Below are 26,353 nucleotides of genomic sequence, written 5' to 3'. Positions count from 1 at the left end.
ACTCCTCCACAGACGATTTCTCATTACCAATTGTGCCACTGGAACCTCTCCCTTTACCATCTCTATACGTGCTCATACTTGTCTAACATTTATCTCCTCCCATTATATCCATCCCTATCCAAAAATGGTGTCGAACCCTCTGCCCCGAAAGTCACATGTTTTTTGTTATTTTGTCGGATGGTGCTTCTTTTCAGTACATTAAATACTTTCAAGCAGCAGTTTGTACTTCCGCAGCGATTGCTCCTTGGCCAAGTGCTTCTCCAGATAAAGCCGGCCGCTCGCCCCCATCTGCCCGCGCCCGTCTTCGTTCATGATATATAGCCGTTCGATGGCCCGCTTCAGTTCTTCGTATTGGTTCGGCTCCATGATCAAGCCGCAGCCGGCGTCTCGGATCAGGTTCGATGCTTCGCTGCCCTGCTCGAGCATGCCGAGAATCGGCTTGCCGGTTGCCATGACGCCATAGATCTTGCTCGGCACGGAAACGCCTTTAATGCCTTTCTGATTGACGACCAGATGGGCATCCGCCGCGTTGAGCGAATATTTGAGCTTCGCTTTATCCTGGAAAGGCAGGAAGTACGCGTTCCCGATGCCATGCTGCTCCACGAATTCCATCATCGCCGGCTTCACGGCGCCGTCGCCGACGAAGACGAAGGCAATGCGCGGATGATCCTTGAACGCCTCCGTGACCCGGATGATGTTCTCCAGATCGTAATACAACCCCAGGTTGCCGGAATACATGACGATGAACTTGTTCTCCAGGCCGTTGTCCGCAAGGAACGCCGCGACCTCCGCGTGGTCCTTGGCGAGCGGCACGATGTCCTTCTCGTCCGTCCAATTGTTGATGACCGAGTTCGGCGGCACCTTCCCGCCCTCGAATCGCTTATACAGCGTCTGCTGCATGTCTCTGCCCACGGTGACGATATGGTCGGCCCAACGGCAGCTCCACGTATCGACCTTCCTGGCCAGCCGAAACAACCACTTCTGCTTCGTGTAGCTGATGGCTTCCGCTTGCTCCGGATTGAAGTCCTGGATATTGTACACATGCTTGGTACGCCGGACGATCTTGCCGATCGCGCCGATTAATCCGCCCAATATCGGCGGGGACGAGATCGTATAGATGATCTCCGCCTTCTTCTCCCGCATCAGCGCGCAGAGCGCCGCGAAGAAGTAGAAGAGAATGAACGTCGCCCGGCTTCGCTTGCTTGTTTTGTCCACGCGCGGCGTCCGGATGCGTATGACCTTGATCTGCTCGTAGTACGCCACATCGAACAGCTTATGCTTGCCCTGCTCCTTGTATGCCTCCGGCTGGACGGCGATAACCGTAATGTCGAAGTGCTGCTGCAGCTCCAGGCATAGCTCCGTCAACAGCTGTCCGGTCGAGGCATAGTCCGGATAGAAGTAATTGATGACGAATATGATCCGCTTCTTCATACCGAACGTTCCTTCATATAATAGAGCTCTTTGATCTTGATCTCGACCTGCCAATAATAGAGCGAGCGGGCCAGCGCATAATGGAAGCCCGGGCTGCCGTCGAGGAAGCCCATCTTCAGCACGTAGGAATGCAGGAACGACACGACCCACTTCAGCGGGAATTTATGAAAGAGCTTCTTCTGCAGCGCGCGGATCCAGATCTGCGATTCCTTCAGGTTGCTGTACGCCCCGTTCGAACGGACCATGGCTTCCCAATCGGAGTAGCGGTTGTGCTTGTGAAAATAATCGTAGAGCGAATCGTGGTTGTGGTGAATCAAGCAAGAGCCGATGACGGCCGTGCTGCCTTGGATCTCCGGCTGGTAATGGCCTTCGACCTCCCACATGTTCGACGCGTTCAAGTCGTCGTAGTCGAGGAACCGGCCTTTATGCCGGTTGAACAGCACGAGCTTATAGCTCCGATGGCCATGCTTCAGCAGCTTGTCCATGAAGAGTATATAGAAGCCGACGAAGTACCCGTCCTTCAGGTTGCCGCGCTCGAACAGCCCCCGGACTTCCCGTTCGAAATCCGGCACGACTTCCTCGTCGGCGTCGACGTACAGCACGTAATCATGCGCAAAGGGCAGATTGTCCAGGCACCATTGCTTCTTCTTCGGGTATTTGCCGTTCCAGTCGAACGGCACGACCGTCGCGTCCATCGCGCTCGCGATCTCGACGGTACGGTCGGTGCTGCCCGAATCGACGACGAAGATTTGCGAGAAGGCCGATACGGAGTTCAGGCATTTCCGAATGTTCTTCTCCTCGTTCTTCGTCATGATGATGACGGAGAGCGGAATTTTTTCCATTTTTTGAGCCGTCCTTCCTTGAATTGCTTCAGACACTGCGCGCCACGGCAAATTGACGCTGCGCGAAACGGTATTTTTCCAAATCGCTGTCGACCATCATATGAATCAGCTGCCTGAAGCTGACTTCCAGCTCCCAGCCCAGTCTCTCCTTGGCTTTGGAGCAATCGCCGAGCAGCAGATCGACCTCGGCGGGACGAACGAGCTTCGGATCGATGACGACGTAGTCTTGGTAGTCCAATCCAGCGTAGCCGAAAGCCGCTTCCAGCAGTTCGCGGACCGTATGCATCTCGCCCGTGCTGATGACGTAATCATCCGGCACCGGCTGCTGCAGCATCAGCCACATCGCCTTGACATAATCGCCGGCGAAGCCCCAGTCGCGCAAGGAATCGAGGTTGCCCATGCGAAGCTCGGACTGCAGTCCCAGCTTGATTCGCGCGACGGCGTCGGTCACCTTGCGCGTGACGAATTCAACGCCGCGGCGGGGAGACTCGTGATTGAAGAGAATGCCGGAGCAGGCGTACATGTCGAAGCTCTCGCGGTAGTTGACCGTAATCCAGTGACCGTACAGCTTGGCCACGCCGTAAGGGCTGCGCGGATAGAACGGCGTCGATTCGCTTTGCGGCACCTCGACGACTTTCCCGAACATCTCGCTGCTGGACGCTTGGTAGAACCGGGCATCGGGCTTGATCAGTCTTACCGCCTCCAGCATGTTCGTCACGCCGAGAGCCGTGATTTGACCGGTCGTCATCGGCTGCGGCCACGAAGCGGCGACGAACGATTGCGCGGCGAGATTATAAATTTCCGTCGGATTCGAGTAACGAACCGCTTCGATCAAGGAGCCCAGATCGGTCAAATCGCCGGACACCCATTCGATCTCGTCTTTGATATGCTCGATATTTTCATAGTTCGGCGTACTCGTTCTTCTCCGGAGTCCGAACACCTTGTAGCCCTTCTCCAACAGCAGCTCGGCCAAATAGGAGCCGTCTTGCCCGGTAACGCCCGTGATCAATGCTTGTTTCATTGTTTAATTATCCCCCTTATCGGTATTGGAGCTGCTGCTGAGACTGCAGAAACCATTCGTATGTCCATTGAATGCCCTCCCGCAGCGAGATGCGCGACTGCCAGCCTAATTGATTGATTCTGGTCACGTCGACCAGCTTTCGCGGCGTGCCGTCCGGCTTGGAGGCATCGAAGCGAATCTCGCCCTCGTACCCGACGATGTCGCCGATCAGCTCGGCCAGCTCGCGGATCGAGATATCTTGGCCGACGCCGATGTTGACGATGTCGTTTCCTTCATAGTGCTCCATGAGGTACAAGCAAGCCTCCGCCAAGTCATCGCAGTGAAGGAATTCGCGCAGCGGCGTACCTGATCCCCATACGTCCACGAAAGGCTTGCCTTCGACGCGGGCTTCGTGGAATTTACGAAGCAAGCTCGGCAGCACGTGGGAGTTCTGGGGGTGGAAATTATCGTTCGGCCCATATAGATTCGTGGGCATCGCGGAGATGAACCGGGTGCCGTACTGACGATTATAGGACTGGCACATCGTGATTCCTGCAATCTTCGCCACCGCATAAGGCTTGTTCGTCTCCTCCAGCTCGCCCGTCAGGAGGTATTCCTCCTTGAGCGGCTGCGGCGCAAGACGCGGATAGATGCAAGTCGAGCCGAGAAAGAGCAGCTTCGAGACCTGATGACGATAGGACGCATCGATGAGATTCGTCTGGATAATCAGATTGTCCCGAATGAAATCCGCGGGGTAGGTATCGTTCGCGACGATCCCCCCTACCTTTGCCGCCGCGCAGAACACATATTCAATCGCATGCTGACGAAAGAATTCCTCCACCTGAGCAGCGTCTCGCAGATCCAGCTCCGAGCTTGTCCGATAGATGACGTTCGTAAAGCCTTGCCGATCCAAAGCCCGAACTATGGAAGATCCAACTAGGCCTTTATGCCCAGAAACATAAATCACCGAATCCTTCTGCATTTGCTGCCACTCCCCTAAATTCAGCTAACTTGGTAGAATTTCCGATACATTCAGGAACATCTTTGTCGTATATGATACAATATGTATCATATCACTGATTCTTTAGTACGTCTACGGTGTTTTGCTAATTGTTGTAAGTTTTTCGTTTACACCCATTACTATATTCCTAGCCAATGCATAGAATGCAGTACTACCAGTTTTATAGAAAGGAGAGGAATTGACGTGATTCGAAAAGATTTCGGCATTCTCAACGTCATGGATTACGGCGCTGCGGGTGACGGCGTCAAGGATGATACGGCCGCCCTGCAGGCTGCGATTAACGATGCTCATGCGCTGGGCAGCAATGCCGTATATTTACCTTCCGGTCGCTACAAAACGACCAAGCCGCTCGTTCTCCCGGAACCCGTCAGACCGAATACGAACGGAACGCAAGGCTCGGGCTTCAGCATCACCGGCAACGGCATGTACGATTCCGGCATCGTCTATACAGGCGTCGACTATGCCATCTATTCGGACAAAGTATTTTCCGAAGCGATTTGCTTCGAGAACTTCTACATCAATCACGCTCGCGGCGGAGGGATTCGTCTCCCGCAGGGCGCACATCAAATCTTCGATCGCTTCTTCTCCAGCGCGTGCGGGACAGGCAAATTCGGCGTGCTTATCCAAGGCAGCACGGCCAATACCGATTCAACCGCCGGATACGGTTCTTATATGACGACGTTTCGCAATTGCCGCTTTTGGTCGGAGCAGGGGTATAACGGTACCGGCGTCCGCCTGGAAGACATGGCGCTCTGCGCCACGTTCGACAACTGCTTCTTCTCGCGGGCCGTCACCAATGCTCCGCACCTGGAGCTTTATCGCTGCTACGGCGTCCATATCACGGCCTGTGCCTTTGAACGGACGGAACAGCAGGTCTCGCTTCCTCCCGACGTCGCCAATAACCCGGACTTGACGCCGGAAGAGAAGGAAAACATTCTTAAAAAGATGGCAGTCGAAGCGAATGCCCTAATTACGGCTCCTTTGATCCGGCTGGATCAATCAACGGCCATTTCCATTCTGGAAAGCCATGCCGAAGCGGCTTACCCGGCATTCGTCGGCATCTACAACCACTCCTCCAACGTGCTTATCGATGGCTGCAGACTGGATCACTACGCAATTTCGGACTACAACCAGCAACAAGGCTACATTGTCGCCGTCGACCCAGGATCCGCATACTCCCGCGATATTGTCATCGGCAAGCGCAACTACCACACGCAATCCAACCATCCCGCCACGACGCACGGCGTCATCATCAGCGATCCCGTCCAGTGCGTCAAATTCGAGGGCTTCGCGGATGCGACGCCTTTCGCCGACTCCTTCTACTTGACGGAACGGCGGTTCGCCTCCCGCCTTGGCGAATCGGCGGCAAACCTGTTAATGAACCCCGCGTTGTATGCGGATTCCCCCTCCTCGGTTCCGTTTGGCATCGAGGTGCTCTCGGGGGACTACGCGTTCACGCAGCTGGCTCCGTCGGGCTGCAAGGTCGTTCAGAAGCTTACCGCGCCGGACATCCCGTACCGTCTTCGCTTCTACACGTCCATGGCGCTGGATAAGTACGACATCTATACGCTGTTCCTTGTCGGCCGAAACCGCACAGGCCGCAGTATCCCGCTCTGGATCGATTTGGGCGGAGACGGCAATGACGGACCGTATTATTTGCCCTCGTCGGACGCGCAGTTCACGCTGCCCTTCACATTGCGCAAGCAAACGACGAATCTATTGGATCTTGTCGTGTACAATTCGCTTGATTTGGATATCTACAGCATGTACGTGGTGCCGAACAATACGTACGAGGTGCCTTACGGCTCGGAGCATGTGACGGCCTCCCAGCTGTTCCTCGGCGGAAGCGCCATTAAGCATGGGACATCCGCCCCTTCGACGGGAGGCCGAGTCGGAGATCTGACGTTGAATGCCGCGCCCGCGGCGGGAAAGGAGCTCGGCTGGGTGTGCGTCTCGCCGAATCAGTGGATGCCCTTCGGGGTATTGGGTGAGGCGTCGAGCGTGGCGAAGGTGAATCAGCTGCCGGCGGCGGACGAAACCCAGCGCGGACGGATGGTCCTGCTGTCGGCCGTAAATCAAGCCACGGATATCGTCTATCTTTGCAAGAAACTCGCGGACGGCAGCTATGCATGGACGGAGATTTGCTAGCTAGCCGCTGATTCGGCTCTTGAATCGCAGTTTCCGGTAGACGAAAGGAAACCGGGATTTACAGAGAAAGGACGCGTCGTGAAACAACCGAATCGACCAGCGCTGCACAAAAGGCATCTTTATGATGTCTTTTCTTATGTTCCACTGATCAAGCCGGCCTTGCAGCCGCTGCTTGGACGAAATACCGCCCTGCTCAAAGATGCAAACCGCCGCGGGGACGTACATTGCTCTTCCCCGCTTAAGCAGCACCTCGGCTGTAAACGCGTAATCCGCGCCGACGGGATACTGCGCTTGGTAGGCCGTCTGTGAGATGGCGCTTCTCTTATAAAGCATTGCCTGATGATGCGTGAACATGCCGTACCATAACCATCGATGCGATCTGGCTTTCTTGTAAAGAAGCTTGTTCTCCATCGTCCGCTCGTATGAATCCCCGTAGATCAGGTCGGGCATCCCTTCGCGTTGCGCTTCATCCGGCAAAGAGGCCGACCAATCGCCGGCGATTTCATCGCCTGAATTAATAAAGATCACATACGTCCCCGAGCTGCGCGCGATTCCTTTGTTCATCGCGTCATATAGGCCGCGATCCCGCTCGCTGACCCAATTCACGTTATCTTGATCCAAGGTTTCCAGATAAGCTACCGTTCCGTCTGTCGACATGCCGTCGATTACGATCCATTCATACCGGCATGAAAGCAGTCCCAGGCTGTCCTTCGTCTTCCTCAGTCCGTCAAGATTGTTCAAACAGACCGTGATGACCGATAAGAACGGGCTCTCTCCCGGCTTCTTCCGTTTAGCCCTTTGCCTATTATCGCGTTGCGACATCTCTTCCCCTCTCTTTCTCTTTGGTCTCTCGGGCATGCCTGTTTACGACTTTCGCCATGAACCTCCATACGATCATTCTTACTTCCCGGTCGGCGATTGCAACTAAGACGGGGAATGCCGCTACGTAAATAAGCGAGTACACGATTAAAGATAGGAATCCCTCAACATGAATCCAACTGAACCCGGCTAGAATACCGACGATGACGATCACCGGACCCATGCATTGGCTCGGCTTCAGCTGCAGCCTAATATTGCGGCCTAACGAACGGATGACCATGACGAGGGACACCGCCATAACGAAGTTGTAGACGACATATCCGGCGGCGACGCCTTCGGCCCCCCAGATCAACTTCAGCGCATACGCGAACACGATATAAGCCACTGATGATAAAATCATGGCGACGAGCACGCTCGTTACTTTGCCGATAGCGTAGGCGACCTTCATGAACAATTGGGCCGCTCCGTTCAGCAGCACCGCAGGCGCATAGAACACGAACAGGCTCGCTACGGTTCTGCTGTCCTCCGCATTGAATTTACCGTACTCGAACAGCAGGGAGGTAACCGGTTGACGGAAGATAATTAAGTAACAACCGCAGAAAGCCAAGCAGAACAGAATGATGCGAAGCGTGGAGATGATGGTTCTCGAAGCTGCTTCTCCTTGGTTATCCTTCGTCTCCTTGATAATCTTCGGGTACATGACCGTAATAACCGAATTAATGAGCATGTTATTCGGGAGCGCATTGATCTTTCCGGCGTAATACAACGCGGTGACCGTACCCCCGTTGAACGTAGAAGCCAGGCTGCGTTCCACGAAGATTTGCATGTTAAGCACGATCTCGTTGAGCGAAATCTGCGGTAGATGCCGCATAACCCGATAGGACTTCTTCAGCTTGATTCTACCCTTCATATCCTTCCAGCCGGCGGGAAGGATTAACAGAGCCCTTATCGCGTTCGCACCCAGGTAACTCCACGCCAAGCCGTAGAATCCGAATTTCTCGTAGAAGAAAAAGGTAAGGACAATCAGCGAAGTGTTCTGTATCAAAGATGTAATGCCGGTTAAGTAAAACTTTCCATTAATATTCATCGTTACCGTTGCTACGAAGCAAAGCACCGAGAAGAAAATAGAGACAATCATAATTCTGCTGATATGTACTAAATCCTGGAGTTGCTCGCCATTTAAACCGGGTGCCATCAGGTGAGCTAAAAAAGGGAAGACCGCCCAGGCCGCGATGATGATTGCCGTGGCACAAATAAGGAACATGGCCAAAACCGATACGGTAAAGTCCTTTTTGTCCGAGCTCATCTCGTACTGACGCATATACACATTCAAACAGATATTGGCGATCATGTTCGAGATCAAGTCCGGTATGATCGCGCCGATGTAAAAGATGTCCGTCTCGGCGGACATCCCGAATAGATAGGAGATCTGAGATTCTCGCAGAATGCCCAGCAAGGAAGACAAAGCGCTGATGATGACGAGAATGACCGATATGATTTTCGTATTCCGCGTATCCGTCAGTTTCTTAAGCATATTCCCGGCCCCATGTCGTCGATTGATTTTGCCCGTATGCCTGACGACGCGATTCCGCAAACAGGCAAAACATGGTCAAGATGATTCCGAACGTGAGCGTCTTGTAGCTGACTTGAAATAATAGCCCGATGATGAGCGGCACCGTCAGCGAGAGCATTAGCGGCAAGTGCCCGGAACGGAAAAAGCGGAGCGCCCGGTAAACAACCCAGGCGATATAGAGCAGGAATAGAGACAGCCCGACGATCCCGGCTTTTAATAGAAAGAACGTAACGGCCGAATGCGTGTAAGACACCCTAACCCCCTTAACCGCCGGGTCCGAGAATAACCCGCCCCACCCCATTCCGAACAGCATCGCGAAGCCGGAATGAGATGTCTCGCGCAGCACGGAGTGCAGCTCATCCAGCTTACCGTTTGACCCGAATTCTTGTTGCTTCTCCGCAAGCAGCCCGTAAGAGCCGGAAATCTGATCCTGCGCGAAATAGAGGATCCCCGCCCATACGAGTACTAGCAGGAGCAGCTTGGCGAACGATTTCCGGGAGATGGCGATGCAATAAACGACATAGCACAGGAACGTCAGCGCAATCGGTGCCCGCTGCGCCACGGCCATGAGCGAGCTTAACGCGACGAGCCCGCCGACGACCATCAGCAGGCTAAGCCCCCAATGCAGCGGACGGCTACGCCACGTATGGATGGCCATGATCGGGAGGAAGATGCTCGCGAATACGACGCTGGGATCATAAGGAAGGTAGAGAAAATTATCGAAGAAGTGCATCTTGCCGACGTCCAAGGGCGATGCATGAATCGTCATGAAGAAGCGAATGGACAAGATAACGCCGACCGCCGCAAGGACCCACGGAAGGATGCGAAGCCAGTCCAGGTTTGATTTGCGCATCACGGGAAGCAGCAAGATCGGGAGGAATAAATAGAGACAAGGAATGGCGTCCCGGACGATGTCCGTCATCCCCCAACCGTTAATGACGCCGCCGTTGTACAGCCCCAGCCAAAAAAGCAGGAAGAAGCTAATATGCAGCCACACGGGGACGGTTTGAAATTTTTCATAGATGGAAAATCCCCCGCACATGACGAGCATGCCAAGCGGCAGTGACACGAAACCTATCAATAATACCGCAATTAAGCCTTCCTGCATGCCCGGCTGAGCCGGAAACGGTCCGCTCAACGTAGCGTACAACAGCAGCGCCACGATAAATGCGCACCCGCTCCAGCTTGCGCCTTTACGGTTATTTGGCAGCGACAAGCTTGCCGATGGAGATGTCGTCTTAAGTTCCAACGTTGCCGTCCTCCCGCTCCTGGCGTTTATGCAGCATGCATAAATAAGCCAATACAATTCCGTATGTCAAGGTTTTATAGCTGGGCTGAAACGCGAACCCGACGGCAATCGGCACAATCGCTGCCAGTAGGCCGGGAAGAACCTTGAAGCTTACGTTCCGCAGTGCTCTGCGAACGACCCAGAAAAAGTAAGAGAAGAAAAGAAAGAGTCCCGTCAGTCCTGCCTTTAATAGAAAAAACGTAATCACGGAATGGGTATACGACACCGGCTCGTCACCGTAGATCGGATCATTGAACAACCCTCCCCAGCCGGTTCCGAAAAACAACGATTCCACGGAGTCGGAAGTCTCGTGAAACACCGTCCTCAGCTCGTCCAATTTTCCGTTCGCGCCAACCTCTTCCTGCTTATCTGCCAGCAGTTGGAACGACCCGCTGATTTGGCTTTGCGCGGCAAAGAAAACAAATACCAAGATGAGCGCTAAGGCAATGAATTTCTTGAGCGAGTGGCACAGGCCGTAAACGAAATAGCAACCGACGGCAAGTCCGATCGGCGCGCGCTGAGCGATCGCCATTAAGGATGCGAGGCAAAGCATACCTCCTACCAGCATGAGCAGCCCTGCCAACCAGCTGTTCAAACGAGTGACCTTGAAATGCTGGATTGCCATGATAGGCAGAAAGACGGCAGCAAAGACGACGCTAGGATCGTAGGGAAGATAGAGAAAATTATCGAAATAACTGCGCGTTCCGATCTCCCACGGAGCAATGCCGATGACGATAAAAAACCGGACCGCAAAGATGATGCCGACTAGCGAGAGCGCCCATGGAAGGATGACCTTCCAATTCAGCCGCGTGCGCACCATCACCGGAACGAGCAGCAGCGGCATAAACAAGTAGATGAAAGGGATGACGTCGCGGATTAAGTCCGACGCCTGCCACCCTTGCACAACGATCCCGTTAAACAATCCGATCCAAAGCAAGGCGAAGAAACCGACATGGATCCAAACCGGAAATAAATTGTACTTCCGGTAGATCGGAAAATCGCCGATCATGACGACAAAACCGACCGGTATCGTCACGAAGAGAACCAGCAGCCCAGCGACCATACCCTCGATAAGACCGGGGCTATCCGGGAAAGGCGAGCTGAGCAAACCGTAAATCATCAGCGCCGCCAACAGCGTGAGTCCCTTATGAAATTGATTGACCGACGCATAGCGGCTCCCGAGCCGATCATCGATCGCCAGCAACCGTTCCATATTCACCATTACTTTCTCTGCTTAATGACGGTGCCGATTACGCGCGCGTGGACGTAATCCAACTCTTTCAGCGCTTTCGCCGCTTCGGGCTTTTTCGTTTTGCCTTCCTTCACGACCAGCAGTACCCCATCGGAGAGAGCCGCCAGAATCTTGGAGTCCGCGGACTCCAGCACCGGCGAAGAATCGATGATAATGACTTCATATTCTTCCCTTGCCTCGGCCAGGAATCGTTCGACATGTCGGGCAGAAAACAAGTTGGACGTTTTATCGGGTTTCGAGCCCGATGTCATGACGAACAGCTTCGCGATATCCGTATCCTTGACCATGTCCCGCCAATTGAGGTTCCGGTACCAAATGTCCGTGGTCCCCTTATGGTTTTGGAGCGAATATACCTGATGCAAGTTCGGGCTCCGCCAAGACATATCGACGAGCAGTACTTTTCTTCCCGCTTGCGCGTATGCAACCGCCAAGTTGGAGGCCGTCGTCGTCGCCCCTTCCTTACCGTGCACCGAAGCCACGAGGATGCAGCGCATTTCCGTTTCCTTGGAAATATGGCTGATGTTCGTCATCAAAGAGCGGTATGTATCGGCGATCGCGGACTGCGGACTTAAGTAGGATGCCAAGGCAGCGTTATTGGTTGATGTTCGCATGTGCGGTTTCCCCCATGATTTTCTTTAAAGGCTTATCCTTGGAGCGATTGATGAAATCCTTGGTCCGCGTGTAACGGATAAACGCCAGGTTCGGGATGCCAAGCCCTTGCTCGACGTCCTTCGCGGTCTTGATGGAATCGTCCAAATGATCCAGCAGCGAGATTAAGCCAAATGAGAGCATGAGCGAAACGACGAAGGCAATCACCACATTAATGACCATATTCGCTTGGATGGGCTCCGGTTCCGTGGCGGTCTCGTTCAACACCGTAATCTGGCCCGATTTCATAAGATTCATCGCTTTGGATTTGAATTCATGGGTCAAATCGGCAAGCACGTCTCTGGAGAGTTTGTCGCTTTCGCTCGTTACGGTCACGTTAATGATGGGAGCGTCCGTTATCTTTTCGACTTGGATCATCCCGGCAAGGGAAGCGGCGGTAACATTAAGATCGGGATGATTGGTAACCACCTGCTGCAGCGTGGCAGGCGAAACGAGAAGCTCCTTGTACAGACCGACGAGTTTGATGCTGGCGTCGACGTCATCCGTGATTACATTCGAGCCTTCCTCTTGCTTATCCGCGGTGAAGATAAGCTTATTGCTTGCTTCATACTGGGGCTTGATGATATACCGGCTGAAAAACCCGGTTCCCAGACTGATTACAAGAACAATCACCGCAATAAGCCAAATTCGCTTCTTGAGGAGCTTGACGTACTCTTTTAACTCGAAATCCATCGTAAAATGACCTCCATCTGAACAATTTATGTATACATAATGTAACATAGTTCGTCCGCATATTTCAAGGCGCTACTATTCGTATCATAAAATCTTCTTATTTGGCCGTTTAGTCGCATGAAAAAAGACCGTGAACGGCAGTTCGCCTACGATCTGTTAAAATCTATCCGGTTAGCTGGAAATGCATAAAAAGGGATGCCGCAATCTGCGGCATCCCTTTCAAGCGGAAGGATACTACCCTTCCTTCGTTATTTAATTCCCGCCCACGCGCGCCAGTTCCTTCATGTTGGCTTCGAACGCCGCGAGGAGCGCTTCTTCGCCGGCGAGGCCGGTTTGTTCCATCTTCTCGATCTGCTCGAGCATCCGCTTGTAGTCTTTCGGGATGATCTTGACGAACTTCGTCAAGGCGTTGTCCCAGTCGGACAGCAGGCGGTCGGCGACGGCGCTGCCGGTGTACTCGGCGTGGCGCTTCAGCATGCCCTGCAGTTCGTCGATGTCGCGGGCGTCTTCGACGCGCTCCAGCAGCACCATTTCGATGTTGCAGTGCTTGTAGAAGTCGCCGCTCTCGTCCAGGACGTACGCGACGCCGCCGGACATGCCGGCCGCGAAGTTGCGGCCCGTGGCGCCGAGGATCGCGACGCGTCCGCCCGTCATGTATTCGCAGCCGTGGTCGCCCACGCCTTCGACGACGACGTTCACGCCGGAGTTGCGCACCGCGAACCGTTCGCCCGCGATGCCGCGGATGTATGCTTCGCCGTTCGTCGCGCCATAGAATGCGGTGTTGCCGATAATGACGTTCTCCTCGGCCTTGAAGGTCGCCTTCGGCGACGGCGCGACGATGATCTTGCCGCCGGAGAGGCCCTTGCCGACGTAGTCGTTGGAGTCGCCTTCCAGGGAGAGCGTGACGCCCTTCGGCACGAACGCGCCGAAGCTCTGGCCGGCGGAGCCCACGAAGTGGAACGAGATCGTGTCCTCCGGCAAGCCCTTCGCTCCGTGCTTGCGCGTCACTTCGCTGCCCACGATCGTCCCGACGACGCGGTTGATGTTCGTGATCGGCAGCGTCGCGCGGACGCGCTCGCCGGTTTCGATGGCCGGCTGCGCCAGCGGCAGCAGCTTCTGCAGGTCGAGCGACTCTTCGAGCTTATGATCCTGCGCCTGCGTGTTGTAGCGCGCGGCGTCCTGCGGGACGTCCATTTGGTGCAGCAGCGGACGAAGATCGATGCCTTTCAGCTTGTAGTGGTCGATCAGGTCCTTCGTCTGCAGGCGGTCGACGCGTCCGACCATTTCGTTGACGGTGCGGAAGCCGAGCTCCGCCATGATTTCGCGGAATTCCTGCGCGACGAACAGCATGTAGTTCGCCACGTGGCTCGGATCGCCCATGAACTTCTTGCGCAGCTCCGGATTTTGCGTCGCGACGCCGACCGGACACGTGTCCAGCTGGCAGACGCGCATCATGATGCAGCCGAGCACGACGAGCGGCGCCGTCGAGAAGCCGTATTCTTCCGCGCCGAGCAGCGCGGCGATCGCGAGGTCGCGGCCGTTCATGATTTTGCCGTCCGTCTCCACGACGACGCGGTCGCGGAGGTTGTTGATCATGAGCGTTTGATGCGTTTCCGCGAGGCCCAGCTCCCACGGCATGCCCGCGTGGCGGATCGACGCGAGCGGCGACGCGCCCGTGCCGCCGTCGTAGCCGCTGACGAGAATGACGTCCGCGCGGCCCTTGGCGACGCCCGCCGCGATCGTGCCGACGCCCGCTTCGGATACGAGCTTGACGTTGATGCGCGCGCGCGGGTTGGCGTTCTTCAGGTCATGAATGAGTTCGGCCAAGTCCTCGATCGAATAAATATCGTGATGCGGCGGCGGCGAGATGAGACCGACGCCCGGCGTGGAGCCGCGAACCTCGGCGACCCAAGGATACACCTTGCGGCCCGGCAGCTGCCCGCCTTCGCCCGGCTTCGCGCCTTGCGCCATCTTGATCTGGATCTCGTCGGCGTTGACCAGGTAGTTGCTCGTGACGCCGAAGCGGCCCGAAGCGACCTGCTTGATCGCGCTGCGGCGGGAATCGCCGTTCGCGTCCGGAACGTAGCGCGCCGGATCTTCGCCGCCCTCGCCGGTATTGGACTTGCCGCCGATGCGGTTCATCGCGATCGCCAGCGACTCGTGCGCTTCCTTCGAGATGGAGCCGTACGACATGGCGCCCGTCTTGAACCGCTTCACGATCGATTCGACCGATTCGACCTCGTCGAGCGGCACCGGATCCGCCGTATAGTTGAAGTCGAGCAGCGAACGAAGCGTCAGATGCTTCTTGTCTTCGCCCTGCACGAGCTGCGAAAACTTCTTGTACAGCTTGTAATCGTTGGCGCGGGAAGCCATCTGCAGCGTATGGATCGTCTGCGGGCTGAACAGGTGGTCTTCGCCGTCCTTGCGCCATTGGTATTCGCCGCCGGAATCGAGCTCGCGCACGCGGCCTTCCTGTTCGGCGAACGCGCGGTTGTGATGCTTCAGCGTCTCTTCCGCGATCGTCTCGAGGCCGATGCCGCCGATCCGCGTCGGCGTCCACGTGAAGTACGCGTCGACGACTTCCTCGGTCAGGCCGACCGCTTCGAAAATTTGAGCGCCGCGGTACGACTGGATCGTGGAGATGCCCATCTTGGACAGGATCTTCACGACGCCTTTGGTCGCCGCCTTGATGAAGTTCTTCACCGCCTTCTCGTGCGTCACGCCCTTCAGCATGCCCTGGCGGATCATGTCGTCGAGCGTCTCGAACGCCAGGTACGGGTTGACCGCGCTCACGCCGTAGCCGAGCAGCAGCGCGAAGTGATGCACCTCGCGCGGCTCGCCGGATTCCAGCAGCAGGCTGACCTTCGTCCGGGTGCCTTCGCGAATGAGATGGTGATGCAGGGCGGATACCGCCAGCAGCGAAGGAATCGCCGCGTTCTCGCGGTCCACGCCGCGGTCGGACAGGATCAGGACGTTATGCCCCTTCTTGATGACGCGGTCCGCGGCTTCGCACATTTGCTTCAGCGCGAAACGCAAGCCTTCCACGCCGTCGGCGGCGTTGAACAGCGTCGGCAGCGTGATCGACTTGAAGCCCGGACGGCGAACGTGGCGCAGCTTCGCGAAGTCCTCGTTGGACAGCACCGGCGTCGCCAGGCGAATCTGGCGGCAGCTCTCCGGCTCCGGGTTCAGCAGGTTGCGCTCCGGTCCGAGCGTCGTGCCCGTCGCCGTGATGATCTCCTCGCGGATCGCGTCGATCGGCGGGTTCGTCACCTGCGCGAACATTTGCTTGAAGTAGTTGAACAGACGCTGCGGACGCTCCGACAGCACCGCGAGCGGCGCGTCGTAGCCCATGGACGCGATCGGCTCCACGCCGCTGCCCGCCATCGGCTCGAGCACCTTGCGCAGGTCCTCGAACGTATAGCCGAACGACTGCTGGCGCCGTTCGACCGTCTCGTGGTCCGGCTCCGGAAGCTCCGGCGCGTCCGGCAGCTCATCCAGGCCGACGAGATGCTCGTCGAGCCATTCGCGGTACGGGTGCTCGGCGGCGATCTGCGCCTTGACTTCTTCGTCGGAGACGATGCGGCCGGCTTTCGTGTCGACCAGCAGCATGCGGCCCGGACGCAGACGGTCCTTGTACAGCACGTTCTCCGGATCGACGTGGACGGTGCCCGCCTCGGAGCCGAGAATGATGACGTCGTCCTTCGTTACATAATAACGTGCGGGACGCAGGCCGTTCCGGTCGAGAATCGCGCCGATCTGCGTGCCGTCCGTGAACGCCATCGCGGCCGGTCCGTCCCACGGCTCCATCAGCGTGCTGTGGTACTCGTAGAAGGCTTTCTTCTCGTCGCTCATGCCCTCGTGGTTCGCCCACGGCTCCGGCACCATCATCATCGCGACGTGCGGGAGCGAGCGGCCGGAGAGGTACAGGAACTCCAGCGTGTTGTCGAACATCGCCGTATCGGAGCCGTCCGGGTTGACGATCGGCTTGATCTGATCCAGGCTGTCGCCGAACAGTTCGGACGCGAACAGCGTCTGGCGGGCGTGCATCCAGTTGACGTTGCCCCGCAGCGTGTTGATCTCGCCGTTGTGGATCAGGTAGCGGTACGGATGCGCGCGCTCCCAGCTCGGGAACGTGTTCGTCGAGAAGCGGGAGTGAACGAGCGCGAGCGCGGTTTCCACGGCTTCGTCGTTCAAATCCACGTAGAACGAACGGACCTGCTCGGTCGTCAGCATCCCCTTGTAAACGATTTTTTTGCTCGAGAAACTCGAGAAATAGAACGTGTCCGCGCCTTCCATGCCGGCATAGCGGATCGCCAGCTCGGCGCGCTTGCGGATGACGTAGATCTTGCGCTCGAACGAGAGCTCATCCCGAAGCGACGCGTCTTTGCCGATGAACACCTGGCGCACGTACGGCTTCACCGACTTCGCGGATTGGCCCAGCTTCTCGTCGTTGGTCGGAACGGTCCGCCAGCCGAGAAGCGTTTGGCCCTTCTCCCGGATGATGGCTTCCAATTCGCGCTCCTGCATGCCGCGGACGCGCTCGTCCTGCGACAGGAACAGCATGCCGACGGCATAGTCGCCCTCCGCCGGCAGCTCGACGCCCTGCGCCTTCAGCTCGCGCGCGAAAAACGCGTGCGGAATCTGCAGCAGAATGCCGGCTCCGTCCCCCGTGTTCGGCTCGCTGCCTTGCCCGCCGCGATGCTCCATGTTCTCGAGCACCGTCAGCGCCTGCTGAATGATCGTGTGCGACTTCAATCCCTTGATGTTGGCCACAAAGCCCATGCCGCAGGCGTCTTTCTCGAACTGCGGGTCGTACAGGCCTTGCTTCGGCGGCAATCCTAAACGGTTCTCTTTCACTTGGATGCAACCTTTCTATAAAGAAATTTTTGGATAAACGAAGCAAACGGCGGGTCCCCCCGGCCCCTGGCCGCATCCTGGGAACGTCCCAAGGGATGGATTCTTATGCATCGGTCGCGACTTCATTTCCGGGCCAAGATCGCGTACAATGGAGAAGACATGAAAAACCTTCCTCCAAGCTTTCATGGCTCGCTTCAAAAAAAGACGCTGAGCTGCGGCTGGATAAAAATGCCGTATTCATCAGCATCCCTCGGCAAAGCAAACATCTAGATGGATTTTCGTTATTATATTATTTTATCATCACCCCCAAACGATATCAATTTAATATTTTTATGAAAGTGATAAGAGTTCTTTAACGGAGCAACGCGCACCCGCGGGCAAGACTTGTACTATTTGTACATTTCTTTTCACTCGGGCGCATAATTATGCAAAAGGATGTGTTGGCCTTGTTCCTTGCGATTCGAAAACCGTCTGGCCTCGCGGCCCTGCTCGCGGCGGCTGCGCTGCTTGCCGTAACGGCAGCCGCGGGAAGCGCCGCCGCGGAAGGGAACCGGATAACCGCGGGCGCCGCGGCTGCCGGGCTTCGGCCCTACGCGGCCGCGGCCGCGGCCGCGCCTGCCGCGCCGAAAGCGCAGGCGAACGAGCCGCTGCATATCGTCGCCGTCGGCGATTCGCTCACGGTGGGGTACGAGCTCGGCATGAATACGGCCTCCGTGCCGTACGGCTACGCGGAACGCGTCTATGAGCAGGCGCTGTACCGCGGCCGGGCCGACCTCAAGAACTACGGCATCATCGCGCTCAAGACGCCGGGACTCGGCAAATTCCTGGAAGCGGCGGCCGACGGCAAGACGATTGCCGCCGAGGACGTCCAAGCGAACCTGTCGACGTACCCGCTCGCCCCGGAAACGGTCGCCAAGACGGCCGCGCTCGCGGCGGACCTGAAGCAAGCCGATCTCGTGACGGTGACGATCGGGGGCAACGACTTTACGCCCATCTTCGACGCGATCAAGCAGGGCGGTCTGACGGACGCCGGGCTCGGAGACAAGCTGAACGCCATGCTGGACGGCTACATCCCGCAGTTCGAGGCGTCGCTGCGGACGATTCTGAGCTTGAACCCGAAGGCGACGATCGCGTTCGCGGACCAGTATTTGCCGGTGCCGGCGCCTTCGGTCATCAATAAGGCGATCACGCAGTCGCAGTACGACGTTCTGACGGCGGGCGTCGACCGGCTGAAAGGGCTGAACGAGGCGCTCGCCGCCAAGCTGACGAAGGAAGGCTACGACGTCCGCGCGGTCGACGTCTCCAAGCCGTTCCGCGGCAAAGAGCTGACGTACACCTATATCGCGAAAGGCGACATCCATCCGAACCAATACGGCTACGATCTCATGGGCCGCGCGTTCGCGGACGGCATCTGGGGGAGCTACCGGGAGCCGGGCGCGCTTCCCGCCGGCACGCCGCTGCGCGTCGTGGTGAACGGGGCGGACCTGAAGGGCGGCAACAAGCCCGTCCTGAAGAACGGCGCGACGTTCCTGCCGATGCGCGACGTGGCGAACGCGCTGCACGCGACGCTGAATTGGGAGCCCAAGACGCAAACGGCGACGATCGCCTCGAACGGCAAGAAGGTCGCGTTCACGATCGGCGCGAACACGATGATGGTCGACGGCCAAACCGTGCCGCTCGAGACGCCGGCCTACTTGCAGACGTCCGGCGGCCATGCCTACACGTATCTGCCGCTCGCCGCGCTTTCGCGCGGGCTGGGCTACCAGGTCGAATACCGGAAGCCGATCGCGACGGTGTTTATTAATCCGTAGCACGGCTGGCGCGACGCTGCTCCTAGGGCAAGAGCGAAGTACGCCAGAGCCGGCTATGCAACTAGAGGACGATTCGAAAAGGGCGGGATCGCCCGGGCAGCCTTCGCTGCGCCGGGGATCCCGCCCTTTTTCGTCGTGTACCTGGAATGCATAATACTTACGGTGCCTTATACATGAGTCGTCTACATGCCGATCCGACCGATGAAACCGACAATCCGGTCCTCAAACCGACAGTTCGATCATCAAACCGACAGACAGCTCGGTCCTCAAACCGACAGTGCGATCATCAAACCGACAGCTCGGCCGTAGCTCCCGCGCCGCGATTCCGTTCCTTGCGGTGCATCAGCTGGAATACGGCCAGCGTCAGCGCCGCGAAGACGACGGCGACGACCGCGAGGAACGCCGCGCAGCCGCCCGCGACCCGCAGGTCGTTGCCCGTCAGAATCTCGCGGAACGCGCGGATGGAATACCTCATCGGCAGCCAGTCGCCGATGCGCTGCAGCCAGGCCGGCACGAGCTCCGCCGGGTACGTGCCGGCGCTGCCCGTCAGCTGCAGGATGAGCAGCATGACGGAGACGAAACGTCCCGGCTGGTCCAGCAGCGTCACGAGGAACTGGATGATCATCATGAACGTGACGCTGGTCAGGATGGAGAAGCCGACGAACGCGCCGAGATGGTTGGCGTGCAGGCCGATGCCGTACAGCAGGATCGCGTCGGCGATCAGCGCCTGCACGATGCCGACGCCGATGAACAGCAGCGCCTTGCTGAGGTACCAGCTCCAGCCGGAACGCGGCTTCGCGCCGGTCTCGCGCATCGGGATGACCATCGTCGAGAGCAGCGCGCCGACGAACAGGCCGAGCGACAAGGCGTACGGCGCGAAGCCCGTGCCGTAGTTCGGCACGCTCGTGAGCTTCCGCTCCTCGACATGGACCGGATTCGCGAACATGTCGTACAGGGCGTCGGTGCCGGTGACGCCCGCGCTTTGGCTCGCGGCGTCGCCGAGCTTGCCCTGCAGCTCGGCGGAGCCGGCGGCGAGCCGCGACGCGCCGCTCGCCAGGGCGGCGGAGCCGTCCGCGAGCTTGCCGGCGCCGCCCGCGAGCTCCGCCGCGCCGCGGCCCGCGGCCGCCGCGCCGTCCGCGAGCCGCGACGCGCCGGACGCGGCGCTCTTGGCGCCGGCGGCCAGCTCGGCGCCGCTCTTGTCCGCGGCCGCGAGCTGCGCGTGCAGCGCGGCCAGCCCTTGCTGCAGGGCGGCCTGCCCCTGCCGCAGCTGCGCCCCGCCGGCGGCGAGCTCGCCGCTGCCGCCCGACAGCTTCGCCGCGCCCGCGGACACTTCGCGGGCGGCGGCGACCAGCCCTTGCAGCGCGGCGTCCTGCGCGGCGTCGGGCTTCGCGGCGGCGTACGCGTCCAGCGCCGCCGACAGCTTCGCGGCCGCGCCGGCGAGATCGGCGCTGCCCTGCTTCGCCGTCGCCAGGCCGTCGGCCAGCGACGCCGCGGCCGTCGCCGCTTGCGACGCGCCGCCGCTCAGCTCGCCGCCGGCGGCTTCCAGCTTGCCGAGGCCGGCGGACAGCTTCGCCGCGCCGTCGCGGACGGCGGCCGTGCCGGTCTTCAGCCGGCCCGCTCCGCTATCCAGCGCGCCGACGCCGCCGGCCAGCTCCTTCGAGCCGCTCGCCAGCTTCGCCACGTTGTCGCGCAGCCGAGCGGCGCCTTGCTCGGCGTCCTTCGCGCCGCCGGCCAGCTTGCCGGCGCCGTCGCTCGCCTGCGCGAAACCTTCCGACGCTTCGCCGAGGCTGCCGAAGACCGCCTTGGCGTACGCCTTCGTCACCTGCTGCGAAATGTCGGTCTGCAGCTTCTCGATGGCGGAGGAGCCGATCTTCGCGGCCAAGTAGTTCTCGCTGTCGTTGGTCAAGTAGCGCAGCGCAGCGGGATGCGGCTCCGGATCCAGCAGCGTCGTCGCCTGCTTGGAGAATGCCGCGGGGATTTCGATGACATAATAATAATCGCCGTGCTTCAGGCCGTCTTCGGCCTGCTTCGCGTCCACGAACGCCCAATGGAACGTCTTGTTCGTCTTCAGCTCGTCGACGAGATCCTGCCCGACGGCGAGCGCTTTGCCCCGGAAGTCCGCGCCGGCGTCGGCGTTGACGACCGCGACCGGCATCCGGTCCAGCTTGCCGTACGGATCCCAAAACGCGCCGATCAGCATCCCGCTGTACATGATCGGAATGAACAAAATCCCGAGGATCGGAATGAGCAGCTTCGGGCTGCGGAAGATCCGGCCCATTTCCTTTCCGAATAACGATAAACCCAGCATGATGTCGCGCCTCCACTCTTTCTCTTGAACTGAATGACTGACCATTTCGTACTTTTGGTCATTTTATCTCAAAAAAAGAAGCAGCGGCTGCCGCTTTTTTTTTGATCCCGCCCGCATCGAGGCCCAACCTTGCAGCTTCCCGGCCTGCGTCCTACGCCCGAGCCGGGCTTTAGCGCAGAGCCATCCCGTCCCGCATCAGGGCGCCGAAATAATCGGCGATCTGGTCCCGCGTCAGCGGCTCGTGCTGCCGGCCCCATTCGGTGCTCAGCGCCACGTACAGCCGCAGCATCACGAACGCGGTCAGCCGCGGATCGGCGCCGCGCAGCTCGCCCTTGCCGATCGCGTGCTCCACTTCCCCTTGAATGCAGGCGACGATGGCCTGCTCCAGCTCGGCGATGCCTTCCTTCGCCATCGGCGTGCCGATGTCGCGCACTTCCTGCGACAGCTTCACGATCAGCTCGTGCTTCTCGCGGAACAGGAGCAGCTCGTGCAGCACCGTCGACAGGTTATCGAAGAAATTCCGGTCGCGGTCGATCGTCCGGTCCGCCAGCCCCCGCAGCTCCTTGGCAAGCTGGGCGATGATCTCGCCGAACAGCTCTTCCTTCGTGGCGAAGAACGTGTAGATGGTTCCTTTGCCGACCGCGGCGATCTTGGATACCTGCTCCATCGTCGTCGCCTTGTAGCCGAACATGGCGAACGACTTCGCCGCCGCGTCCACGATCTGCGCCCGCCGATCCACCGGCTTCCTGGTTGCCGCCATGAGCCGCGACCTCCTATCGATATTATTTCTTCCTTATCGGATTGCTTCTTCTTTATTGCTCCTTCTTTATTGCTTCTTCTTTATTGCTCCATCTTAATTGCTCTTCTTTGCCGCTTCCTCTTTATTGTTTCTCCAGCTTCGTATCGCCATCATAACACCGACTGACCGAAATCACAATATGGTCAATTGGTCATTTTTGTGCGCGCGAGGAGCGGCTCCCTTGCCGCTCCCTCTTCCGCTTGGCGCAATACGCCGCCGCGGCGCGCTTCCTTCGCGGTCGCTTAATACTCCTTCTCCAGCTGCCGCAAGTTGTCCATTCCCCGCTCCGTCCAGCGGCGCAGCCGGTCGAGCCCTTCGATCTCGGCCCGCAGCGCGTCCATGAGCGAGGCTTTGTAATCCGGCACCTCGCCGCGGAACGGCCCGATGTCCCCCAGCGGCACGTACGTCTTCTCGGTGTAGCTCATCGCCCGGCGCTCGTGGAACATCGGCACGTCGGGGTCGTACGGATGATGCAGGTCGCCCTGCTCGGGATGCTTCAAGACCGCAAGCGTCTTGACCAGCACCCTGGATCCGTTCGTTTCCATCACTTCGCCCGCATAACGCCCCGTTTTATTCGCAAACGCTACAATCGAGCCGATCTCCGGCATTCGTTTCTCTTGCTCGGCCATGTCCGATCTCTCCCGTCTTCATTAACCTGCTGCATTTTCATCCGCTTTTAGGATAAATTAACGCCGCAATCATACGCAAGTCTCAATTCCGTCCTTGTGCTGGCCGTCCGCCCGTCGTAATATGGTAAAGAGAGAAATTAGTTTTCTTTCATCAGGTACGAGAAGCAGGTGAGATGATGCATAAAAAACGAGTGTTGCTGCTCTCCGAGGGTTTCGGCTCCGGGCATACCCAGGCCGCTTACGCGCTGGCCGTCGGGCTGCGCTCGCTCGATTCCTCCATACAGACGCGCGTGATCGAGCTGGGCAATTTTTTGAACCCGGTGCTCGGTCCGCTGATCGTGTCCGCCTATCGCAAAACCGTCACGAAGCAGCCGAAGCTGCTCGGGATGGTGTATCGCCGCCAATATAAGAAATCGCTCAACCGCTTCACCCAGCTGGCGCTGCACCGGTTGTTCTATACCCATACGTCGCAGGTGATCGCGCAGCTGAAGCCCGATCTGATCGTCTGCACGCATCCCGTTCCGAACGCCGTCGTCTCCCGCCTGAAGCGGCTCGGCTTGCGGACGCCGCTCTACACGCTGATCACGGACTACGACGCGCACGGCACGTGGACGAGCTCCGAGGTGAACAAGTATCTCGTGTCGACGAACGAGGTCAAAAAGAAGCTGACGGACCGCGGCATCTCCGCGAGCCGGATTCAGGTCACCGGCATTCCCGTCCATCCGAACTTCTGGCAGACGCACGACAAATCGGAGCTGCAGGCGCAGTTCGATCTGAAGCCGCTGCCGACGGTTCTTATTATGGGCGGCGGCTGGGGCATTATGTACAGCGACGACCTGCTCAGCTACATGACGCGCTGGCGGGACCGCGTGCAGCTCATCTACTGCGTCGGCAACAACGACAAGGCGCGCGAGCGCATGCTGGCGGATCCGCTCTTCCAGCACCCCAACATCAAAGTGCTCGGATTCACGAAGGAAATCAACAAGCTGATGGACGTGTCCGACCTGCTCATCACGAAGCCCGGCGGCATGACCTGCACGGAGGGACTCAGCAAGGGCATTCCGATGCTCTTCTACGAGCCGATTCCCGGCCAGGAGGAAGTCAACTGCGAATACTTCGTGGCGAGCGGATTCGGCGAAATGCTGGAATCCACCGAGACGATCGACAAGTGGTTCGAGCTCATTCAAGAGCCGTACTCGTCCGTCAAGCACCGCACCGATTTATTGAACAAACGCAATCAGCACTACAACCCGATGGAATGCTCCCGCGTCGTCCTGCAGCTCATGCAGTGACGGCTTTTTTTTTGCCCTTCCGACCCCGAGCGGCGCCGGGATGATTGCCGCGGTTCCCCGGAGGGGCCGGTACTCCGCCCGCCCGTCTCCGCCAACGCAAAAGCCGGACAAGCCCCGCGGGCTCGTCCGGCTTATGAGGACGGATCATGAACGGCCGGGCCGCTTACACGACGCTGCCGCCGAACAGGAAGCGGTACTCCCAGTGCGTGCCCGAAATGACGCTCGTGCGGACGCCGCCGGATTCGACGGAATACGTGTGCAGGATCTGTCCGTTGCCGAGGTAAATGCCGCAGTGGGTAATCGTCTCGTCCGACTTGTCGACGCCGGCATACGCGGACGCCTTCGTGCCCTTGTATTCCATGAAGAACATGATGTCGCCGCGCTTCAGCTGATGCCAGTCCGTAACGACGCGGCCGTGGCCGCGGACATAGTCGCCCTGCTTGCGCGAATCGACCGGGAGAAGGAGGTTCGCGCCTTCGCGGAACGCTTGGCGCACGAAGTCGGAGCAGTCGAACGTCGTCGTCGTGTCGCGGTCGGAGCCGAATTCGTACGGCGTGCCCAAATATTTCATGCCCGCGGCGATGACGCGTTCGACGAGCGCGTCGTGATTGCCCGAACCGCCGCCGTTATTCGGATTGCCGTCCGACGGATTGTTGCCCGGCAGCGAGCCGGTCACCGCAATGTATTTGTCGTCCGAGCTGACGTAACCCTTCGTGCCGTCCGCCGCCGTCACCGCGTACCAGTAGCTGTTCGGCTGCCCCGTGATCGTCACCTTCTCGCCCTTGGCCAGGTAGCGGATGCGCGGCGCGTCCGTCGACGGGCCCGTGCGGAACGATACCGACGCGACGATCGTCCCCGTCCTCGCCGCGGTGCCGGAATCGCCGCCCTTCGCCACGATCTCGACGTATTTCTCGTTCGAGGAGATGTAACCGACGGCGCCGTTCACGTCCTGCACCTTGTACCAGTACGCGTTCACTTCCTCGAGAATGACGACCTGCTCGCCTTGCTTCAAATACCGGGTGACGTCGGACGACGTGGAAGGCTGGGTGCGGAAGCTGACGCTGGATTGGATTTCCCCGACGGTCGGCGATGCGGCGGAAGCCGCGGACGCCGCCGCCGGCAGCATTAAGGAGGCCCCCAGGACGAAGGTCAATAATGCCGCGGTACTCTTTTTCATGAATGCTCTCCCTCTCTGATTCAGTCAAATGGATGGCCGGCTTGTTGCCTGCATGTTCCATTGTACGGAACCCCCCTTAAGCACCATATCGTCCGCCCGTCTCATTTGTCGAAAACGGCCGTAGGCTGGAGGAACCATGATTTGGCAAAGCACCCATCAAAAAAGACGCCCCTTCCCGGGACGCCTTCCTGCCGAACTGCCGTATTCGCTTGCTTCGAACCGCTCCACGGAATCTTAACATCCGGTCCCACTCCGCATCTAAAGCCCTACGTCCCGTCCGTCCGAAACGGATCCATGTAAATAATGCCAATTACGCGGCGCGCTTACCCCTGTTCCGGAAACATGGCGTGCATCTGCTCTTCCGCCTGCCCTTTCTTCATCAGGTTCATCAGCGTGTCGTATCGGTTCGGGGAATCGATTACGGTCTGGTAATCCTGCTTGCCGATCGAAGAGAAAATAGCCACGTCGCCCGTGTGGTAGTACAAGTACAAGGACGACTCCGCCTCATTGTACGAGCAGAACGCAATTTGCTTGGATTCTACGGGTACCAGCAATGTAACCGCCTCCCAAAATTCGAATTTTAGCGATCCCATTCCTATATATATCCCGGTTTTACCCGTTCAAGCACCATCGCGAACCAGCTTTTGCCTATATTTCGTTCGTGAAGCGCACGTTTCCGGCGCGCGGTGACTATCGACACCGAATCGCCATATAACCGCCATGCCTTGGAGGCATCATGTACATGCCGCCGCTTCCGCCCGCCTG

The 26,353-nt window shown here is 58.4% G+C and carries 19 protein-coding genes; 3 read left to right on the top strand and 16 right to left on the bottom strand.

Features of this window, described 5'->3' with window-relative positions; translation table 11 throughout:
* Window positions 1–198 precede the first annotated feature (198 nt).
* The 4 genes from BMZ79_RS12295 to BMZ79_RS12280 are packed head-to-tail and all read right to left on the bottom strand — an operon-like array spanning window position 199 to window position 4,255.
* The gene (locus tag BMZ79_RS12295; protein ID WP_090640506.1) at window positions 199–1,431 is read right to left on the bottom strand and encodes a glycosyltransferase family 4 protein; all 1,233 of its coding nucleotides are present in this window, start codon (window positions 1,429–1,431) and stop codon (window positions 199–201) included.
* Window positions 1,428–2,273: a glycosyltransferase family 2 protein gene (locus BMZ79_RS12290; RefSeq protein ID WP_090640503.1), complete on the bottom strand. Its 846-nt coding sequence runs from the start codon at window positions 2,271–2,273 to the stop codon at window positions 1,428–1,430. The genes BMZ79_RS12295 and BMZ79_RS12290 overlap by 4 nt, the downstream gene beginning before the upstream one ends.
* Window positions 2,274–2,301: 28 nt before the next feature.
* Complete coding sequence (gene gmd, locus BMZ79_RS12285; protein WP_090640501.1) at window positions 2,302–3,294, bottom strand: GDP-mannose 4,6-dehydratase; 993 nt, start codon at window positions 3,292–3,294, stop codon at window positions 2,302–2,304.
* Between the two features lie 16 nt (window positions 3,295–3,310).
* A complete protein-coding gene (locus BMZ79_RS12280; RefSeq protein ID WP_090640498.1) occupies window positions 3,311–4,255 on the bottom strand; it encodes a GDP-L-fucose synthase family protein in 945 nt (314 codons plus the stop codon).
* Between the two features lie 81 nt (window positions 4,256–4,336).
* Here BMZ79_RS12280 and BMZ79_RS12275 point away from each other — a divergent pair, with 81 nt between their 5' ends.
* A complete protein-coding gene (locus BMZ79_RS12275; RefSeq protein ID WP_218154689.1) occupies window positions 4,337–6,442 on the top strand; it encodes a glycoside hydrolase family 55 protein in 2,106 nt (701 codons plus the stop codon).
* Here the strand turns inward: BMZ79_RS12275 and BMZ79_RS12270 are convergent, their stop codons facing one another.
* From BMZ79_RS12270 to gltB, 7 genes are all read right to left on the bottom strand, one after another.
* Window positions 6,443–7,264 carry a glycosyltransferase gene (locus BMZ79_RS12270; RefSeq protein ID WP_177222119.1) on the bottom strand — a complete coding sequence of 274 codons (822 nt, stop codon included), beginning with the start codon at window positions 7,262–7,264 and terminating at the stop codon, window positions 6,443–6,445.
* A complete protein-coding gene (locus BMZ79_RS12265; protein WP_090640492.1) occupies window positions 7,248–8,795 on the bottom strand; it encodes a lipid II flippase MurJ in 1,548 nt (515 codons plus the stop codon). Before BMZ79_RS12265 ends, BMZ79_RS12270 begins: the two co-directional genes overlap by 17 nt.
* Window positions 8,788–10,083 (bottom strand): hypothetical protein, encoded by a 1,296-nt coding sequence (locus BMZ79_RS12260; protein ID WP_256252699.1) that lies wholly within the window; start codon window positions 10,081–10,083, stop codon window positions 8,788–8,790. Before BMZ79_RS12260 ends, BMZ79_RS12265 begins: the two co-directional genes overlap by 8 nt.
* Window positions 10,073–11,335 (bottom strand): hypothetical protein, encoded by a 1,263-nt coding sequence (locus BMZ79_RS12255; RefSeq protein WP_256252698.1) that lies wholly within the window; start codon window positions 11,333–11,335, stop codon window positions 10,073–10,075. Before BMZ79_RS12255 ends, BMZ79_RS12260 begins: the two co-directional genes overlap by 11 nt.
* A gap of 8 nt (window positions 11,336–11,343) precedes the next feature.
* Window positions 11,344–11,985, bottom strand: coding sequence for a CpsD/CapB family tyrosine-protein kinase (locus tag BMZ79_RS12250; RefSeq protein WP_090640490.1), 642 nt, complete (start codon window positions 11,983–11,985; stop codon window positions 11,344–11,346).
* On the bottom strand, window positions 11,966–12,715 hold the full coding sequence (locus BMZ79_RS12245; protein ID WP_177222118.1) for a YveK family protein: 750 nt from the start codon (window positions 12,713–12,715) through the stop codon (window positions 11,966–11,968). Before BMZ79_RS12245 ends, BMZ79_RS12250 begins: the two co-directional genes overlap by 20 nt.
* Window positions 12,716–12,967: 252 nt before the next feature.
* On the bottom strand, window positions 12,968–17,572 hold the full coding sequence (gene gltB, locus BMZ79_RS12240) for a glutamate synthase large subunit (protein WP_090640485.1): 4,605 nt from the start codon (window positions 17,570–17,572) through the stop codon (window positions 12,968–12,970).
* Between the two features lie 425 nt (window positions 17,573–17,997).
* On the opposite strand from gltB, the gene BMZ79_RS12235 reads away from it, so the two are divergent.
* Window positions 17,998–19,383: an SGNH/GDSL hydrolase family protein gene (locus BMZ79_RS12235; RefSeq protein ID WP_090640483.1), complete on the top strand. Its 1,386-nt coding sequence runs from the start codon at window positions 17,998–18,000 to the stop codon at window positions 19,381–19,383.
* Window positions 19,384–19,669: 286 nt separating this feature from the next.
* On the opposite strand, the gene BMZ79_RS12230 is transcribed toward BMZ79_RS12235, so the two are convergent.
* The 3 genes from BMZ79_RS12230 to kapB form a co-directional block, all read right to left on the bottom strand.
* The gene (locus BMZ79_RS12230) at window positions 19,670–21,691 is read right to left on the bottom strand and encodes a YhgE/Pip family protein (protein ID WP_177222117.1); all 2,022 of its coding nucleotides are present in this window, start codon (window positions 21,689–21,691) and stop codon (window positions 19,670–19,672) included.
* A 169-nt stretch (window positions 21,692–21,860) separates the two neighbouring features.
* The gene (locus BMZ79_RS12225) at window positions 21,861–22,451 is read right to left on the bottom strand and encodes a TetR/AcrR family transcriptional regulator (protein WP_090640477.1); all 591 of its coding nucleotides are present in this window, start codon (window positions 22,449–22,451) and stop codon (window positions 21,861–21,863) included.
* 281 nt (window positions 22,452–22,732) lie between these two features.
* Window positions 22,733–23,119 carry a sporulation phosphorelay system protein KapB gene (gene kapB / locus BMZ79_RS12220; protein ID WP_090640475.1) on the bottom strand — a complete coding sequence of 129 codons (387 nt, stop codon included), beginning with the start codon at window positions 23,117–23,119 and terminating at the stop codon, window positions 22,733–22,735.
* Between the two features lie 176 nt (window positions 23,120–23,295).
* Here kapB and BMZ79_RS12215 point away from each other — a divergent pair, with 176 nt between their 5' ends.
* The gene (locus BMZ79_RS12215; RefSeq protein WP_090640987.1) at window positions 23,296–24,411 is read left to right on the top strand and encodes an MGDG synthase family glycosyltransferase; all 1,116 of its coding nucleotides are present in this window, start codon (window positions 23,296–23,298) and stop codon (window positions 24,409–24,411) included.
* 163 nt (window positions 24,412–24,574) lie between these two features.
* Here BMZ79_RS12215 and BMZ79_RS12210 read toward each other — a convergent pair whose 3' ends face one another.
* Together BMZ79_RS12210 and BMZ79_RS12205 are read right to left on the bottom strand one after the other, a co-directional pair.
* Complete coding sequence (locus tag BMZ79_RS12210; RefSeq protein WP_090640473.1) at window positions 24,575–25,588, bottom strand: C40 family peptidase; 1,014 nt, start codon at window positions 25,586–25,588, stop codon at window positions 24,575–24,577.
* Between the two features lie 323 nt (window positions 25,589–25,911).
* Window positions 25,912–26,142 (bottom strand): hypothetical protein, encoded by a 231-nt coding sequence (locus tag BMZ79_RS12205; protein ID WP_143088942.1) that lies wholly within the window; start codon window positions 26,140–26,142, stop codon window positions 25,912–25,914.
* Window positions 26,143–26,353 lie beyond the last annotated feature (211 nt).

Origin of the sequence: Paenibacillus sp. UNC496MF, assembly GCF_900113915.1 — a bacterium.
Lineage (GTDB): Bacteria > Bacillota > Bacilli > Paenibacillales > Paenibacillaceae > Paenibacillus_Z > Paenibacillus_Z artemisiicola.
Note: the sequence above shows the minus strand (reverse complement) of the source record. Positions and strands in the feature narration are given on the sequence as shown.

Bases quoted from the DNA above. Each gene is read 5' to 3' on its own strand.
- BMZ79_RS12295 (WP_090640506.1), bottom strand. From the start codon at position 1,431: ATGAAGAAGCGGATCATATTCGTCATCAATTACTTCTATCCGGACTAT.
- BMZ79_RS12290 (WP_090640503.1), bottom strand. From the start codon at position 2,273: ATGGAAAAAATTCCGCTCTCCGTCATCATCATGACGAAGAACGAGGAG.
- gmd (WP_090640501.1), bottom strand. From the start codon at position 3,294: ATGAAACAAGCATTGATCACGGGCGTTACCGGGCAAGACGGCTCCTAT.
- BMZ79_RS12280 (WP_090640498.1), bottom strand. From the start codon at position 4,255: ATGCAGAAGGATTCGGTGATTTATGTTTCTGGGCATAAAGGCCTAGTT.
- BMZ79_RS12275 (WP_218154689.1), top strand. From the start codon at position 4,337: ATGTATCATATCACTGATTCTTTAGTACGTCTACGGTGTTTTGCTAAT.
- BMZ79_RS12270 (WP_177222119.1), bottom strand. From the start codon at position 7,264: ATGTCGCAACGCGATAATAGGCAAAGGGCTAAACGGAAGAAGCCGGGA.
- BMZ79_RS12265 (WP_090640492.1), bottom strand. From the start codon at position 8,795: ATGCTTAAGAAACTGACGGATACGCGGAATACGAAAATCATATCGGTC.
- BMZ79_RS12255 (WP_256252698.1), bottom strand. From the start codon at position 11,335: ATGGAACGGTTGCTGGCGATCGATGATCGGCTCGGGAGCCGCTATGCG.
- BMZ79_RS12250 (WP_090640490.1), bottom strand. From the start codon at position 11,985: ATGCGAACATCAACCAATAACGCTGCCTTGGCATCCTACTTAAGTCCG.
- BMZ79_RS12245 (WP_177222118.1), bottom strand. From the start codon at position 12,715: ATGGATTTCGAGTTAAAAGAGTACGTCAAGCTCCTCAAGAAGCGAATT.
- BMZ79_RS12235 (WP_090640483.1), top strand. From the start codon at position 17,998: ATGCAAAAGGATGTGTTGGCCTTGTTCCTTGCGATTCGAAAACCGTCT.
- BMZ79_RS12230 (WP_177222117.1), bottom strand. From the start codon at position 21,691: ATGCTGGGTTTATCGTTATTCGGAAAGGAAATGGGCCGGATCTTCCGC.
- BMZ79_RS12225 (WP_090640477.1), bottom strand. From the start codon at position 22,451: ATGGCGGCAACCAGGAAGCCGGTGGATCGGCGGGCGCAGATCGTGGAC.
- kapB (WP_090640475.1), bottom strand. From the start codon at position 23,119: ATGGCCGAGCAAGAGAAACGAATGCCGGAGATCGGCTCGATTGTAGCG.
- BMZ79_RS12215 (WP_090640987.1), top strand. From the start codon at position 23,296: ATGCATAAAAAACGAGTGTTGCTGCTCTCCGAGGGTTTCGGCTCCGGG.
- BMZ79_RS12210 (WP_090640473.1), bottom strand. From the start codon at position 25,588: ATGAAAAAGAGTACCGCGGCATTATTGACCTTCGTCCTGGGGGCCTCC.